Below are 16,217 nucleotides of genomic sequence, written 5' to 3'. Positions count from 1 at the left end.
CGGCTCCGTTCCGCCGCGTCCGCGGCAGCGTTAGTCTAGACCGCCGGAGGTTCCCCCTCCGGCGCGCGGCGCTCCTGCTTCGACCGGTCGAAGCGCACCTCGTCCCCCTCCACCGTGATCCTGCGCGCCTTCACCAGCTCGAGCACCGCGAGAAAGGTCGCGACCAGCTCGCTGCGGTCGCCGCTCGACGTGAAAAGGCTCTCGTAGGAGGCGCGTCCGCTGCGGTAGAGGGATTTCAAAATGTGGATGATGCGGCTTCCGACCGACACCACCCGCCGGGACACGATGCCCGAAAACGCCTGCGCCGGGGGCGGCAGCCTCCGGCGGCCGCGTCCGGCCGCGTCCTGGTAGGCGGCGTAGAGCTCGTCCGCCCGATGGGTGAGGCGGTAGGTGTTGTCCGCCTCGATCTTCACCGGCGCGCGCACAAATTGCAGATGCATCCTGTTGCGCGCCCCAAGCTGGGCCGCCACCTGCCTGCACACCTGGTATTCGAGCAGCTCTCCCTGGAGCTCGGTTTTGAGCTGGAGCCCCTCCTCCTCGTGCCGCGGCAGCAGCATGACCGTCTTGATGTAGACGAGCCGGGAGGCCATCTCGAGGAACTCGCTGGCGACCTCGAGGTCCTGTTCCTCCAGCGAGCGGATATGGGCCAGATACTGCTCGAGCAGGGCGGAAATCTCGATGTCGCAGATGTCCAGCTTGTGCTTTTGGATGAGGAAGAGCAAAAGGTCGAGCGGGCCTTCAAACTCCTCCGTTTTAAACAGCAGTTTTTCCATCGTCATACGTAAAGCAGTTCGGGTGTCCGGGTGATCAGGGCGAAGAACCGGAGAATCCAGCGGGTCAGCCAGCCCATCGGGACGCTCAGCACGCCCATGAAGACCGCCACCAGCACGACGATGTAGATGACCTGCTGGTACCGTGCGATCCGCGCTTCCCACTTGGCCGGGATAAAATAGGCCAGGATGCGGTAGCCGTCGAGCGGCGGGACGGGCAGAAGGTTGAAGATCGCCAGCGACACGTTGATCGTGACCATCATGAGCAGGATATAGCTGACGATCACGGCGGCGTCCGTCTGGCCCGCGTAACCGAGCGCGAGCACCGCCAATTTATTGACGAGCAGCAGCGCGAGCCCCAGCAGCAGGTTGGACACCGGACCCGCCAGGGCGGTGACGGCCATGCCGCCCCGCATCGTGATTTTACGGGTGAAATTGCGGGGGTTGACGGGGGTGGGCTTTGCCCAGCCGTACCGCTGGGTGAGCAGCAGCATGACCGAACCGATCGGGTCGAGATGCGCGAGCGGGTTGAGGTTCAGCCGTCCCTGTAAGCTCGCGGTGTCGTCCCCCAGCTTATAGGCCGCCCACGCGTGGGCGCACTCATGCACCGGCATCGAGGTCATCAGCACGATCAGCGTGACGATAAAGCTTTGCATGTCCCAGTTCAGCATGGCGTTCTCCCGTCGAAAATGTGGCGGCGCTTTGCGTCAAACGCCGCGTCCGCTCGTTTATTATACCTGTTCCAGGGTGGAAATACAAGCGGATTTACCGGCAATTCCCTTTTCATGCCTTTTCCCCGAAAATTTTGCGAAAAACCACTTGCATTTAAAGGCCGAATCTGGTAGAATACTAACGTTGACCTACAATACAGGTGTAAAATCTTTCTTATGATAGAGGAGGTGCAGAACATGGCAAAATGCGATATCTGCGGTAAAGGTGTTACTTTCGGAATCAAGGTTTCTCATTCGCACAGGCGTTCCAACCGCGCTTGGAAACCCAATGTCCAGCGTGTCAAGGCGATCGTCGACGGAACTCCCCGCCACATCTATGCCTGCACCCGCTGCCTGCGTTCCGATAAGATTCAGCGCGCGCTGTAATCCTTCGACCACGCAAAAGCAAAAGCCTCCGCTATGCGGGGGCTTTTTTGTTTCTGCCGCTCAGCGAGCGGCGCAGCTTGCCGCTCGCTGAGCGGTGGAGCTTGCCGCGCTGCGCCCGGCGGCGCTTCTTAGGTTTGCCGCTCGGGGAGCGGCGGAGCTTTTACGGGAATTGCCGCTTAAAAAGCGGCAAGAATTACTAGCGCGTTCCGACGCGCACCCCGGGTTCCTTTTCGGACGGACGAAAAGGAACCAAAAGTCCGCCTAAGGGGGCTCCACCGCCCCCTTAGGAATCCCCTGGAGCACCTTGCCAGTACCCACCGGTTACCGTCACTCCCCGCAGGTACACTAGCTGAGGGCTCAATTCGGGTTGCGGGCGCTCCCAACGGCCGTGTCTCCCCGTGCGCATCTCCGGCACGGCTCCTGAGGCTCTCGGGAAGAGGCGTTGCGCCCGCGGCGCGGCGGCTGATGGGCTGCTGTACGCTTGTACTTCGATCCGTCATACGGGGCCGCGACCTTTAAGGCCGCAGGCCGTCGCGGCTTGGGGGTCAAGGGGGCGCAGCCCCCTGCGGCTTCTTTCCCCCATTTCTTGTTCGCATAAGAAATGGGGCCGCCCGCCGGGGCGGGTCCCGGCGATCTATGCCGCCGCAGGCGGCTCCCTTAAAGCGCCCCGGAGGGGCGCGAAAAAAGCCCCACCGGGCGCAACGCGGCAAATCAAAGAAACCTCTCAGCGGCTGAGCAGCCAGATGACCTCCGACTCGTGGCGTTTGGGGCGGTCCATGAGGTTGCGGATCGCCTCGTCGGGGCTGCGGCCCTCATAGAGCACCGCGTAAACCTGCTCGATGATCGGCATCTCGACGCCCCGCTTGCGGGAGAGCTCGTAGGCGCATTTGGTGGCGGTATAGCCCTCGACGGTCATGCCGACCTCGTCGATCGCCTGCCGCGCGGTGCGGCCCTTGCCGATCAGGATGCCGGCGCGGCGGTTGCGGGAGTGCATCGAGGTGCAGGTGACGATCAGGTCGCCCATGCCGGAGAGCCCGGCGAACGTCTCGGTCGAGGCGCCCATCGCCACGCCGAGGCGGGCGATCTCGGTGAGCCCGCGGGTCATGAGGGCGGCCTTGGCGTTGTCGCCGAGCCCCAGCCCGTCGCAGGCGCCCGAGGCGAGCGCGATCACGTTTTTGAGCGCGCCGCCCAGCTCCACGCCGGTGACATCGTCGTTGACATAGATGCGCAGGGTGGGGTTCATCAGCGTGTCCTGCACGAACTCCGCGGCGGCGCGGCTGCGGGAGGCGGCCACGACCGTCGTGGGCACGCCGCGCGCGACCTCCTCCGCGTGGGAGGGGCCGGAGATCATGACGACGCTGTTCTGCGGCAGTTCCTCCGCGATGACGACCGACAGCGACTTGAGCGACTCCTGCTCAAAGCCCTTGGCCACGCAGGAGACGACCGCCTCGGGGGAGAGGATCCCCTTTACCGAGGCGCAGACGCCGCGTACGGCGAAGGAAGGGGTCGCGACAATGACCAGGTCGGCGTCCGAATGCGCGGGAAGCTGCCAGGTCATCGCGACCGATTCGGGAATGATCACGCCGGGCAGCAGCTTTTTATGCTCCCGTGCTGCGGAGAGGGTCTCGATCTCCTGCTGGAACGGGGAGTAGAGGGTGACCCGGTGCCCGCACTTGTCGCACAGGACGGCGAGCGCGGTCCCGAAGCCGCCCGCCCCGAGGATGAGGATGTTTGCCATGGCGGTTCCTCCTTATACACGTTGCGCGGGGCGGCCGGAAGGTCAGCCCTGCTTGTTTTTATCCTGTCCGAAACGGTATTCGGTGCCGTTCAGGAGGCGTTTGATGTTCTCGCGGTGCATAAACGCACCCAGCCCGCTGAGCAGCAGCGCGAAGAGCAGGTCGAAGCCGAAGGGCCTGCCGGTGAAATGGTCGACGGCCACCGTGAAGATGGGGAAAAGCACATAGCCGATGATCACGGTGAGGGAGACGATCTTGACGATGAAGACCACCGGGACGAGCAGCACCACCAGCAGCAGGAAGACCTTCCAGTTGAGCATGAGCACGACGCCCAGGCTGGTGAGCACCCCCTTGCCCCCCTTGAAGCCGAAGTAGAGGGGGAAGAGGTGGCCGAGCAGCGCGAAGAAGCCCGCTATGTACCCGCCGTCGACAGCGGTGACCCCCAGCAGCAGGAAGATGATCCGGCCGAGGGCGACGGCCACCACCCCTTTCCCGAAGTCCCCGACGGCGGTCAGGGCGGCCATCTTCTTGCCGTAGTTACGCAGGATGTTGGTCATGCCCGCGTTGCCGCTGCCGTGATTGCGCACGTCGTCCTGCGCGCCGATGCGGGAGACGATCACCGCGAAGCTCACGCTGCCGATCAGGTAGGCGGCCAGCGCGGCCGCGCCCGCGGCGATCCAGAAGCCGGGAGTAAACGTATTCATTCCATCACACCCTCATAGCGTTATTTGCCGGGTCATTTCTTGCCGTCGTCCCGCTCGCGCACCACGATGCGCACCGGAGTCCCCTCCATCCCGAAGGTGGAACGGATCTGGTTTTCGAGGTAGCGCTGGTAGGAGAAGTGGAAGAGCTCCTTGTCGTTGCAGAAGAAGACGAAGGTCGGCGGCCGGGTGGAGGCCTGTGTGCAGAAATAGATGCGCAGCCGCTTGCCCTTGTCGGTGGGGGGCTGCACCCGCGCCGTCGCGTAGGAGAGCATGTCGTTGAGCCGCCCGGTCGGGACGCGCATCGCGTTCTGGGCGTTGACGAAATTGATCAGCTCGTAGAGCTTGTCGATCCGCTGGCCCGTCTTGGCGGAGATGAAGATGAAGGGCACGTAGGACATGAAGGAGAAGTCGTTCTCGAGCTTTTTGCGGTACTCCTGCATCGTGCGGCCGTCCTTGTCGACGGCGTCCCACTTGTTGACCGCCACGATGCAGCCCTTGCCCTGCTCGTGCGCGTAGCCGGCAACCTTGCTGTCCTGCTCGGTGAAGCCGACCGTCGCGTCGAGCATGATGACGCACACGTCGCTGCGGTCGACCGCCATGTAGGCGCGCAACACGCTGTATCGCTCGATCTCCTCGTCGACCTTCGATTTGCGGCGGATGCCCGCCGTGTCGATGAAGACGTATTTGCCGAACTCGTTTTCCACGACCGTGTCGGTCGCGTCGCGGGTGGTGCCCGCCACGTCGGAGACGATCATCCGCTCCTCCCCGGCCACGCGGTTGATGAGGGAGGACTTGCCGACGTTCGGCTTGCCGATGACCGCCACGCGGACATATTCGGGATCGTAGGAGTCCTGCGCCTCGAAATCGATGTGCGAATAGCAGGCGTCGAGCAGGTCGCCGGTGCCGTGTCCGTGCACCGAGGACACCGGGATCGGGTCCCCGAGGCCGAGGTTGTAGAATTCATAGAACTCGGGCGGCGGCTCGCCGAGCCGGTCGGCCTTGTTGACCGCCAGCACCACCGGCTTGCCGCTCTTCTGGAGCATGACCGCCACGTCCTGGTCGTTCGCCGTCACGCCCGACTGGATATCCACCACGAGGATGATCACGTCGGCCGAATCGATCGCGAGCTGCGCCTGCCGGCGCATCTGCGAGAGGATCTGGTCGTCCGAATAGGGCTCGATGCCGCCGGTGTCCACCAGCATCACCGTTTTGCCGCGCCATTCGCACTCGTAATAGATGCGGTCGCGCGTCACGCCGGGCGTGTCCTGCACAATCGAGATGCGCGCGCCCGCCAGTTTATTGAAGAGGGTCGATTTCCCCACGTTGGGGCGGCCCACGATCGCAATCAGCGGTTTGGACATGCTATTCCTCCTTTGCCACGGAGACGCCCGCGCGGCCGGTCATGGCCGCGTAGAGCTCGTATCCGTCGTTGTCAACCGGCAGCACCGGCACGCCGAGCGCCTCTTCGAGCGCCTCGAGCGTCATGTCGTCCAGAAATTTGTCCCGCTCGTGCCGCAGCATCGCCGACGGCAGCAGCAACCGGTCGCCGAGCGCCTCCCCGCCGAGCTGTTCGGCGAGATCAACGCCTGTCACCAGCCCCGCGACGGTGATCTTTTCGCCGAAAAAGCGGTTCTCGATCGCGCGCACCCGGATGTCGATGTCCGGGTAGCGGTCCATCACCCGCCGCGCCAGCGACGAGATGAGCGGGCAGGCCGCCTTGCCGGTGGCCACCGTGAAGGCGCCCTCCGCGACCCCCTCCCCGTCGTCGTCCGAAAACGCGCCGGAAAACTCGTCCTCGAGCAGGGAGAGCAGTCCCACGCCGTTCTCGAGCTGCGCGAACTCGCCGTAGTAGCCCGCCGCCGGGATGGGGCGTCCCGCCAGCAGGAAAAACTCGTCGGACGGATAGGCCACCCGCTCGCCGTGCTCCTCCAGCATCCTTTGCTGGAACGCCTCGACGCGGTCGATCGTGTCGCCCGCCTCCGCCGCGGTGAAGGACCGCAGCTCCGCCAGGCCCTCGCGGTATTTGGTCAGCCCCACCGGCACGCAGGCCACGCTCTGCACGCCCGGATATAGCTTGCCCAGATCGGCGAGCGTTTTTGCAAGCGCCTCCCCGTCGTTCCAGCCGGGGCAGAGCACGAGCTGGGTGTTGATGCGGATGCCCGCCTTCGCCAGCCGCTCGATGTAGCGCAGCGACCCGGCCGCGTTGGGGTTCTTCATCATCGCCACCCGCAGCGCGGGGTCGGTCGTGTGGACCGACACGTTCACGGGGGAGATGTGCATCTCTATGATACGGTCAATATCCGCATCCGTCAAGTTGGTGAGCGTGATATAGTTCCCGAAGAGGAAGGAAAGCCGGCTGTCGTCGTCCTTGAAGTAGAGGCTTTCGCGCATGCCGGGGGGCATCTGGTCGATGAAGCAGAAGACGCACTTGTTTTTGCAGGAGTGCTGTTTGTCCATCAGGTAGGTCTCGAAATCGAGGCCGATGTCGTCGTACTCCGCCTTTTTGATGCGCACCGAATAGGGCGCGCCTCCCCGCAGCAGCGAAAGCTCGAGCTGCCGGTCGGTCATGTAGAACCGGTAGTCGAGCACGTCGTTGATGGGGCGGCCGCCGATCGTGAGCAGCGTGTCGCCCGGGCGGACGCCCGCGCGCGCGGCGTGGGACCCGGGGGCAACGGTCTGGATGAGAACTGGCATAGGGGCGCTCCTCCTTCGGGAAACAAGAAAAAAGAGGTGGAAAACTTCCACCTCCGTCGCACATCGCTTTCGGCTCTTACGCCTCGACCTTGATTACTTCCCTGTCTTTGTAGTAACCGCAGTTGGGGCAAACCTTATGGGGAGCCTTCAGCTCGCCGCAATGGGTGCATTTCGAGAATGCGGGAGCATCCAGTTTCCAAACGTTGGAACGCCTCTTGTTTTTGCGCGCTTTTGAGGATTTTCTCTTTGGTACTGCCATCTTGTGGCACCCCCTTCAATCTGTTATGTTACCGGTACCCGCGCCTGTGAGCCGGAGCAGGCGCCGCTTTTGTTACAAAGCTAGTCCTTCAGCAGTTCCCGCAGTTTGTCCAGCCTGGGGTCCCGCTCGGTTCGGTCGCAGCCGCATTCCCCCTCGTTGAGGTTTGCGCCGCATTTGGGACAGAGCCCCCTGCAGTCGTCGCCGCACAGGATCGAGGTGGGGAGTTCGAGGAGAATATCGGAGGTCGCGAGCTCCGCCAAATCGAGCTTGCCGTCCGGTATTACTATATACTCATCGTTGTCCTCACGGTTCAGGGATAAAACCACCGTGTGCGAGAATTCCTGATGCCCGGGCCTGGTGAGCGGCGTAAGACACCGGTCGCACACCGTCTCGAGCACGAAATCCACCGTATAGCCGACGTCCACGATTTCCGCGCGGTTGCGCGCGATGCCGGCGATCCTGACAGGCTGGTGGAACAGCCCGCTTCCCCACCGCCTGACGTCCCCGAGATCCAGCGCTGCGGAAAACTCCTGCGTCTCGCCCGGGTTGTCGAACAGTTTGGAGAGATCGACCTTCATGCGTCACACTCCGTTCGGTCGCGTTTTCGGGGTTCGCATCTGCGGATTTGGGCGCAGTGCCCCCGCAAATGTCACGAAGATTATTATAACCGTTCCATCCGCGAATGTCAAGGGTGCGCGGACAAATTACAGGGCAATTTCCATGGTCTTCAGATCCGTTGCGACCGCGGCGTCGAAATCGAGCAGGTCGAGGATGTCGCGGCGCAGGTCGACCCCCGGCGCGATCTCGCAGATCTCAAGCCCCCGCTCCCCCAGGCGGAAGACGCACCTCTCGGTGACATAGAGCACCCGCTGGCCGGAGCGGCGGGCGTTGAGCGCCGAAAAGCTCACGCTCTGCACCGCCTTGACAAACTTGCGCACCCGCCCTTCCCGCAGGATGCGCAGCTTCCCGTCCTCCACCGCGACCTCCAGGCCGCCCGCCGTGAAGTTGACGCAGAAGACGATCCGCCCGGTCGACTGGGTGATGTTCGCAAATCCCCCGATCCCCGCTGGGCGGCCGGGGAGCCGGTGGGCGTTGACGCTGCCGTCGCTGCCGACCTCGAAGCCGCCCATGAAGCAGATGTCCAGCCCGCCGCCGTCGTAGAAGTCGAACTGCTGGGAGGTGTCGGTGATGACGTCCGCGCCGATCGTCGCGCCGAAGGCGAGCCCCGGCGCGGGCAGTCCGCCGATGCCGCCCGATTCGACGGTGAGGGTCAGGGAGCCCAGCAGCCCGCGCCGCGCCGCGGCCGGGCCGACCGTCTCGGGGATGCCGATGCCGATATTGACCACGTCGCCCGCCCGCAGCTCCTTCGCGGCGCGTGCGCCGATGATCTCATGCGAGAGATTCGCCGCCTGCTCTCCCCGCTTGCCCGACAGCCGCAGGCGGCCCATCCAGTAGTCCATATGGGTGGGCGGCACGTGGATGTCCCCCGAGAGGGATGGGTTGTAGTCGGTTTGGATGATCTGGTGCTGGTCGGGACAGACGACCACCGCGTCGACGAGCACCCCCGGCACGATGACGTTGCGCGGCCGGGTGAAGACGGGCGACAGGCTTTCGACCTGCACGATCACCCTGCCGCCGTTCGCCTTGGTCGCCTGCGCGAGCGAGAGCGCGTCAGCGGTGACGCACTCCTTGTCAAAGGTGATGTTGCCGTTGGGGTCCGCGGCCGTGCCGCGGATAAACGCCACGTCGAATTTGGGCGCGCGGTAGAAGAGCAGCTCCTCCCCGTCCACCTCGACCAGCTTCACCCAGGTCTCCTTGGACCGCTCGTTGAGGCCGGGCCCCTCGAGCCTCGGGTCGACAAAGAGATTGAGCCCCACCCGGGTATACACCCCCGGCTGCCGTCCCGCCGCTGCGCGCTGCATCTGCGCCATCACGCCGAGCGGCATGTTGTACCCCTCGATTTTGTTCTCGCTGATCATCCGCAGCGCCGCCGGCATACTCATGAAATGCCCCGCCACGATGCTTTTGACCGCGCCCGCCGCAATATACGGATCGGCGCACAGCCGCTCGTCCCATCCGCCGAAGCCGGACGCGCAGTAGAGGGTCAGTCCGTTCGGATGGCCGCTTTCGGCGTGGCGCGCGGCCAGCGCGTCCTGAAGGCGCGAGGGATTGGCCAGCGACAAAAATGCGTTGATGCCGATCGTGTCGCCGTCGCGCACAAGCGCGGCGGCCTCCTGCGGGGTCATGATCTGGAACATGGCGGGGCTCCCTTCCTGTTGTTACCGCTCCATTGTACCTGAACGGAGGCGCGGTTGCAACCTCTTTGTTTTTGCCGCCCATCGAGCGGCAGGGATTGCCGCGCTGCGCCCGGCGGGGGCATTCTTAGGTTTACCGCTCAGTGAACGGTGTAGCTTGCCGGTGGCCGACCGACGGCGGCCTTGGATTTGCCGCTCATCGAGCGGCGCAGTTTGTCGGTAGTCGACCGACAGCGGGCTTAGATTTGCCGCTCAGTGATCGGCGTAGTTGCCGGGTCCCGCCCCGGCGGGCGGCCCCATTTCTTGTACGGACAAGAAATGGGGGAAAGAAGCCGCAGGGGGCTACGCCCCCTTGACCCCCGCGCCGCCTCCGGTCGGCCTGCGGCCAAAGTCGGCGGCGCCCCGTCCACGGATAAACGGACGAGTGTACCGCAACCCGCCAGCCGCCGCGCCGCGGGCGCAATGCCTCTGCCCGAGAGTCTCCGGAACCGTATCGGAAGTGCATCCGGAGAGGCACGGCCGCTTTTGCGTGGCGCGCAGCACCCACGGGGAGGCGGAAAACCGGGCGGTACAGCCGCCCGCGCGCGCGGAGCGCGCGAACGCCCGGGACGGGCGTTGTTTTCCGCCGTGCGTCCCCGGCGAGCTTTCCGATAACCGGATTGTTGGGCGCAGTGGCACCGGCCTTCTACCCGCGGCTGGCTGAACGTGAGCGGTGGGGGGATTCTCAAGGGGGGCGAGCTTTGCGACCTGCTTCCTTACAAAAGATTCCGCCGTAGGCGGCTCAAAGCGGGTTCCAAAGGGCCGGCGAGGCCCTTTGAGCGGCCGTCGCGCGTAGCGCGCTCCGGGCGTAGCCCGGGCAGGCCGCTTGAAGCCCCCCTTGAGCGCCTTTCTTCCGCCGACTTCTTGGGCGCGCAAGAAGTCGGCCCGCCCGCCGGGGCGGGACCCGGCAATCTCCGCCGCCGAAGGCGGCTCCGCTTAGGGTTCCGGCCCGCAGGGCCGGATCGCATGGCGACTCCCTACGGGGAATCCAAAGGGGGCCTGTGGCCCTCTTTGAATGCGCGTCGCCGCTCTGCGGCGCTCGCCGCAGGCGAGGAGCGCATCTAAAGCCTCGCCGGGCGCAGCGCGGCAAATCCAAAACCGCCGCCGGGGCGGGTCCCGGCAATTTCTGCCGCCAAAGGCTGCACATCTAAAGCGCCCCGGAGGGGCACGTGAAAGCCCCGCCGGGCGCAGCGCAGCAAACCCAAAAAGCGGCCGCCCTGCGGGCGGCCGCTTTCATATCCTGATTTATGCTGCCGGGAGATCGCTCATCTCCTGGTAGCTGGCGAGGTCCGCCGGGAACTGCACGGCAAAGTCCTCGCCCACCGCGGGGTATGTGGAGGTCATCGTCGAGGTGCAGACGGCGGTCTGGCCCTCGACCACCGCTGAGAATTTGACCTGGGCCCTGTCGGCGGCGATCCTGCCGTCCTTATCGATCGTCACGCTCCCGGTGATCGCCAGGGGCTTGACATTGGTAAGGCCCTCCTCGCGCAGCGCATCCCGGAGCGCCGCCAGCACGTCGCCCGCCGCGGCCTGCAATTCGGTCGCGCCGACCTTATAGGTGATCACGGTGTTTCCGTCCACCTGCTTGACGGTCGCGTTCTTCAGCGCATCGGTGGGAGCCGTCGGCGTGCAGAATTCATTGACGATCATGCCCGCCGCCTCCATCGGCGCGCGCACTTTCAACTTGGCGCCGGGGCCGCCGTCCAAATAGAGGTATCCGCCCTTATAATAGAAGCCAAGCTTCTCCTCTCCGTCGGGCAGCGCCGTCGAGATGACGATCGAAAACTGCGTCCTGTCCCCTTCCCCCTTCATCTGGATCGTCGCGTTGGTGCGCAGGCTGATCGTGAGGCCGCCCGCCTTCATGGCGGTGTCGATTGCCGTGTTGACCTGCACGGCGTCTCCCTGAAGGCTTTTATCCAGCGCCTCCCGGTAGATTTTCGCCGGGTTTCCCACGGCGGCCGTCTCCTTGGCGGTGAATCCCCCGAGGGAAAGCACCAGAACCGTACAGAGCAGCAATGCCAAACATTTCTTCATCTCTCCGCCATCCTTTCCGTTCAGACATGGTTTTCAGGCTTCCTGTGACAAACGGCCGCCCAAAAAGGCGGCCGTTTGGTACGCATGATAAATGTGGGAGCCGGGGAAGGAATGCGGCTGCCTCCTTCCCGCAAGGCGCCGGCTGAGCCGGAATCAGATGATATATTGGTGGATGCGCTCGGGCAGATCGGTCTTGTCGCAGGAGACGGTAAAGGTCATCGTGGCGCCATTCTGATCCAGCAGCTTTACGAGTTTATCGACCATGACGGCGAACGCCTGAAAGTCCTTGCCGCCGACCTTGAAGGTCGCGTCGACAAACACTTCCGTGATGTCGTAGTTGCCCGCGAAGAGGCCGCAGAAGAATCCATAGAACGCGTCGAAGCCGCTGACGGCGTAGTCGTCGATGTCGATGAGGCGCGCCTGGTGGCTGATGTCAAAGGTCAGGGTATTGCCCTTTTCCACGCAGACCACATTGCCCTTGGAAGTCGTCACCGCTTCGTTGACCATGCCGATGAGCCGCTTGGTTTTTCCGGAGCCTTTGTTTCCTACGATAAGCTTTATCATGTGAAATTCCTCCAATATATGAAATTTGGTTTCCAAACGTCCTGTTAGCCCAGCTTCGCCTCGAGCTCCGCGCGCTGATCCTCATAGCCCGGCTTGCCGAGCAGCGCGAACATGTTTTTCTTGTAGCTCTCGACGCCCGGCTGGTTGAAGGGGTTCACCGCCAGCAGGTATCCGCTGATGGCGCACGCCTTCTCGAAGAAATAGACCATGTAGCCGAACTCATGCTCGTTGATTTCGGGGACCTCAAGCACCATGTTCGGCACGCCGCCCTCGGTGTGCGCGAGGATGGTCCCCTGCATCGCCTTGTGGTTGACGACCGACATGTTCTGGTTGGAAAGGAAGTTGAGTCCGTCAAGGTTCTCCGGGTCGTCCTTGACAAAGAAGTCCTTTGTGGAGTTTTGGATGTCCACGACCGTTTCAAACATGCAGCGGCTGCCTTCCTGGATAAATTGCCCCATCGAATGCAGGTCGGTGGAAAAGACGACCGACGCCGGGAAGAGCCCCTTCTGGTCCTTGCCCTCGCTCTCGCCGAAGAGCTGCTTGAACCACTCGTTCATCATCGTGAACGCCGGCTCGTAGCTGACGAGAAGTTCGATCTGCTTGCCCTTGCGATAGAGGATGTTGCGGTAGGCCGCGTACTTGTAGCAGTCGTTTTTGCACAGGTCGCCGATGGCCAGATCGTCCATCGCGGCGGCCGCGCCGCCCATCACCGCTTCGATATCGATGCCCGCGACCGCCATCGGCAGCAGGCCCACGGCGGTCAGCACCGAATAGCGCCCGCCCACGTCGTCGGGGATGACGAAGGTCTCGTAGCCCTCGCGGTCGGAGAGCTCCTTGAGGGTGCCGCGCGCCTTGTCGGTGGTGGCGTAGATGCGGCCTCTGGCCTCCTCCTTTCCGTACCGCTGCTCAAGCAGCTCGCGGAAGACCCGGAACGCGAGCGCGGGCTCGGTGGTGGTGCCGGACTTGGAGATGATGTTGACCGACACGCGCCTGCCCTCGCAGAGGGCCAGCACCGTGTTGAGATAATCGGGGCTGATGCTGTTGCCGACGAAGTAAATGTCGGGGGTATCCTTTTTCAGGTTGTTGTAATAGGGAGAGCGCAGCAGCTCGAGCGCGGCGCGCGCGCCGAGGTAGGAGCCGCCGATGCCGATGACGAGCAGCAGGTCGGTATCCGACTGGATCTTTCCGGCCGCCGCCTTGATGCGGGAGAACTCCTCCTGGTCGTAATCCTTCGGCAGGGTGGTCCAGCCGAGGTAATCGTTGCCCAAACCGGATTTTTCCGTCAAAGTCCGGTGCGCGGCCAGCACCTGCGGTTCGATCGCTTTGAGCTCATGTTCGTTCACAAAACTTTTGAGATACCTGGTGTTCAACTTCATTGCCATCTCAGGTCTTCCTTTCCGCTTGGATATTGTACAAATCGCACAATTCGACGTCGTGCAGAATCCTTCTTTGTTACACATATTGTACCCTATTTGACGGTCCATTTCAAGCCGGGTTTATGAAAATTCCAAAAATAATCCATGTCGGCCGCGGGCGGTCAAACCCCCTTACATTGCGACCAGCCGGCAGAGCAGTTCCTTGAGCGCGTTGCCGAAGGTCATCCGTTCCACGCCCTCCGCCGCGACGAGGTTGTATTCGCAGAGGACGCTCTCCCCCACCCGGACCGTCACCTTCCCGAGCATCTGCCCCGCCTCGACCGGGGCCTCCACATCCTCGAGCAGCTCTGCCTGCTGTTCGATCGCATCCTTGTCGGAGGCCTTGACGATCACCGCGCCCGGCGTTTCGGACAGCACCGAGACCTCCTGCGCCACGCCGTGGCGCACGGGCACCGCGTCCAGCCCCTCGAGCGGCGGCAGCTCGACGCGGGTGTAGTTGGCGAAACCGTAATCGAGCAGTCCCCGTGCGGCGGAGAACCGCTCCGCCGAGGTCGGGCTCCCGAGCGTCACCGCGACGAGCGACATCCCCTTGCGGGTCGCGCTCGCCGACAGGCAGCTGCCCGCGCCGTTCGTCGTGCCCGTTTTCAGCCCGGTGCAGCCGTCATAGAACCGCACGAGCTTGTTCGTGTTGACCAGCTGGGTCTGGCCGTCCCGCAGCTCCGACATCCACACGCTCGAATACTCGGTGATCTTTGGATGCCTGAGCAGCTCCCGGCTCATCGTCGCGATATCGCGCGCCGTCGTCACATGCCCCTCCGCGTCCAGCCCGGTCGCGTTGACGAAGTGGGTATTGGTCATCTCAAGCTGCTGGGCGCGCTCGTTCATCAGGCCGACGAACGCCTCCTCGCTGCCCGCGATCATCTCCGCCAGCGCCACCGACGCGTCGTTGGCGCTCGAAATCGCGGTCGCCTTCAAAAGGTCGTCGACCGTCATCTGTTCCCCTGCCTTGAACCAGATCTGGCTTCCGCCCATCGATTCGGCGTGTTCCGAGCAGGTCACCATGTCGTCGATTGAGATGCGCCCCTCGTCGAGCGCCTCCATGACGAGCAGCAGCGTCATCACCTTGGTGATCGACGCGGGAGGCAGCACCTCATCCGCGTTCTTCTCAAAGAGCACCCGCCCGCTCTCCTGCTCGATCAGGATCGCCGATTTCGCCGGCAGGGAATTGTCCACCGGCGCCGCCGTCTCAAGCGCGGTCATGTCCGGTAAATCCTCCGCATAGACCCCCGCCGACAGCGGGACGCATATCAAAACGCTCAGTAGAACCGCCGCGAGCCTTTTCTTCATATCCGCACACCTCTCCTGTCAAATTAGTACATGTGTATGCGGCGCCGCCGGGTTTTATTTGCGGAGGGGCTTAGATTTGCCGCTCGGTGAGCGGAGGAGGTTGTCGGTGGCCGGCCGACGGCGGTCTTGGATTTGCCGCTCATCGAGCGGCGCAGTTTGTCGGTAGTCGACCGGCAGCGGTCTTAGATTATCCGCTCATCGAGCGGAGGAGGTTGTCGGTAGTCGACCGGCAGCGGTCTTAGATTATCCGCTCATCGAGCGGCGCAGTTTGTCGGTAGTCGACCGGCAGCGGTCTTGGATTTGCCGCTCGACGAGCGGCGTAGTTGCCGGGTCCCGCCCCGGCGGGCGGCCCCATTTCTTGTACGGACAAGAAATGGGGGAAAGAAGCCGCAGGGGGCTATGCCCCCTTGACCCCCGCGCCGCCTCCGGTTGGCCTTCGGCCAAAGTCGGCGGCGCCCTGCCACGGATCAGCGGACAAGCCTACAGCATCCCGCCCGCCGCCGCGCCGCGGGCGCAATGCCTCTGCCGGCGAGCCTCCGGAACCGTATCGGGAGTGCGCTTGGGGGAGGCACGGCCGCTTTAATTTCGCTCGCATGTCCCACGGGGAGGCGGAAAACTGCGCGGCTACGCCGCGCACGCGCGCAGAGTGCGCGAACGCCCGGAACGGGCGTTGTTTTCCGCCGTGCGTCCCCGGCGAGCCTTCCGGCCTCAGTCGTTGGGTGCGCCCGCAACCCGAATTGAGCCTTCAGCTGGTGTACCCGTGGGGAGTGACGGTAGTCTGCGGGTTATGGCAAGGTACTCCCGGAGATCCCGCTTAGAGTTCCGGCTCATGGGGCCGGGTCCGCGCAGCGGACTCAAGCCGGGGTCGCGGGGCGGAGCGCCCGCGACTGCGGTCCGCAGACCGCGTTTCGGAGGCCAACCGCCGAAGGCGGCTCTTAGGCCGGAGATCGGCCGTCGCGCGTAGCGCGCTCCGGGCGCAGCCCGGGCAGGCCGCCCAAGGTGGAGGGTTCTTAGGCGGACTTTTGGGTTCTTTTCGTCCGTCCGAAAAGGAACCCGTGGTGCGCGGCGGAACGCGCTCGTCATTCTTGCCGCCCACGGGCGGCTCCGCTTAGGGTTCCGGCCCGCAGGGCCGGGTCGCATGGCGACTCCCTACGGGGAATCCAAAGGGGTCGCGAAGCGACAGCCCGAATGGGGACACCATTTGTCCCGAAGGGACAAGTGGCGCCTGTGGCCCTCTTTGAATGCGCGTCGCCGCTCTGCGGCGCTCGCCGCAGGCGAGGAGCGCATCTAAAGCCCCGCCGGGCGCAGCGCGGCAGCTCCAAGGCTCCGCAGGGGACGGCAA

Annotated in this window: 14 protein-coding genes; 1 reads left to right on the top strand and 13 read right to left on the bottom strand. The window is 64.0% G+C overall.

The genetic code is table 11. The features are described from left to right. Nucleotides 1-35: 35 nt before the first annotated feature. The gene (locus tag C1A13_RS02845) at nt 36-779 is read right to left on the bottom strand and encodes a segregation and condensation protein A (RefSeq protein WP_242970805.1); all 744 of its coding nucleotides are present in this window, start codon (nt 777-779) and stop codon (nt 36-38) included. Then, nucleotides 776-1,441, bottom strand: coding sequence for a site-2 protease family protein (locus C1A13_RS02840; protein ID WP_101548890.1), 666 nt, complete (start codon nt 1,439-1,441; stop codon nt 776-778). Before C1A13_RS02840 ends, C1A13_RS02845 begins: the two co-directional genes overlap by 4 nt. Before the next feature lie 237 nt (nt 1,442-1,678). On the opposite strand from C1A13_RS02840, the gene rpmB reads away from it, so the two are divergent. Continuing rightward, nucleotides 1,679-1,867, top strand: a complete 189-nt coding sequence (gene rpmB / locus C1A13_RS02835; protein ID WP_101548888.1) for a 50S ribosomal protein L28 — start codon at nt 1,679-1,681, stop codon at nt 1,865-1,867. A gap of 724 nt (nt 1,868-2,591) precedes the next feature. On the opposite strand, the gene C1A13_RS02830 is transcribed toward rpmB, so the two are convergent. From C1A13_RS02830 to C1A13_RS02780, 11 genes are all read right to left on the bottom strand, one after another. Further along, nucleotides 2,592-3,605 (bottom strand): NAD(P)H-dependent glycerol-3-phosphate dehydrogenase, encoded by a 1,014-nt coding sequence (locus C1A13_RS02830; protein ID WP_101548886.1) that lies wholly within the window; start codon nt 3,603-3,605, stop codon nt 2,592-2,594. A 42-nt stretch (nt 3,606-3,647) separates the two neighbouring features. After that, nucleotides 3,648-4,307, bottom strand: a complete 660-nt coding sequence (gene plsY / locus C1A13_RS02825) for a glycerol-3-phosphate 1-O-acyltransferase PlsY (RefSeq protein WP_101548884.1) — start codon at nt 4,305-4,307, stop codon at nt 3,648-3,650. A gap of 32 nt (nt 4,308-4,339) precedes the next feature. Next, nucleotides 4,340-5,668: a ribosome biogenesis GTPase Der gene (gene der, locus C1A13_RS02820; protein WP_101548882.1), complete on the bottom strand. Its 1,329-nt coding sequence runs from the start codon at nt 5,666-5,668 to the stop codon at nt 4,340-4,342. 1 nt (nt 5,669) lies between these two features. After that, nucleotides 5,670-7,001 (bottom strand): DUF512 domain-containing protein, encoded by a 1,332-nt coding sequence (locus C1A13_RS02815; protein ID WP_101548880.1) that lies wholly within the window; start codon nt 6,999-7,001, stop codon nt 5,670-5,672. A 76-nt stretch (nt 7,002-7,077) separates the two neighbouring features. Continuing rightward, a complete protein-coding gene (gene rpmF, locus C1A13_RS02810; protein ID WP_101548878.1) occupies nt 7,078-7,260 on the bottom strand; it encodes a 50S ribosomal protein L32 in 183 nt (60 codons plus the stop codon). Nucleotides 7,261-7,340: 80 nt separating this feature from the next. Beyond that, complete coding sequence (locus C1A13_RS02805; protein ID WP_101548876.1) at nt 7,341-7,838, bottom strand: YceD family protein; 498 nt, start codon at nt 7,836-7,838, stop codon at nt 7,341-7,343. Between the two features lie 126 nt (nt 7,839-7,964). Beyond that, a complete protein-coding gene (locus C1A13_RS02800) occupies nt 7,965-9,518 on the bottom strand; it encodes an acyl CoA:acetate/3-ketoacid CoA transferase (protein ID WP_101548874.1) in 1,554 nt (517 codons plus the stop codon). Between the two features lie 1,281 nt (nt 9,519-10,799). Beyond that, nucleotides 10,800-11,588, bottom strand: coding sequence for a hypothetical protein (locus C1A13_RS02795; RefSeq protein ID WP_101548872.1), 789 nt, complete (start codon nt 11,586-11,588; stop codon nt 10,800-10,802). A gap of 153 nt (nt 11,589-11,741) precedes the next feature. Next, the gene (locus C1A13_RS02790) at nt 11,742-12,152 is read right to left on the bottom strand and encodes a hypothetical protein (protein WP_101548870.1); all 411 of its coding nucleotides are present in this window, start codon (nt 12,150-12,152) and stop codon (nt 11,742-11,744) included. Nucleotides 12,153-12,196: 44 nt separating this feature from the next. Then, a complete protein-coding gene (locus C1A13_RS02785) occupies nt 12,197-13,534 on the bottom strand; it encodes a glucose-6-phosphate isomerase (RefSeq protein WP_101548868.1) in 1,338 nt (445 codons plus the stop codon). Nucleotides 13,535-13,699: 165 nt separating this feature from the next. Further along, a complete protein-coding gene (locus tag C1A13_RS02780; protein WP_101548866.1) occupies nt 13,700-14,875 on the bottom strand; it encodes a D-alanyl-D-alanine carboxypeptidase family protein in 1,176 nt (391 codons plus the stop codon). Nucleotides 14,876-16,217 lie beyond the last annotated feature (1,342 nt).

Source organism: Anaerotruncus massiliensis (ex Togo et al. 2026) (assembly GCF_900199635.1).
GTDB classification, from domain to species: Bacteria; Bacillota; Clostridia; order Oscillospirales; family Ruminococcaceae; genus Anaerotruncus; species Anaerotruncus massiliensis.
The sequence above is the reverse complement of the archived record's forward strand: the minus strand, read 5'-3'. Positions and strand labels throughout refer to the sequence as shown.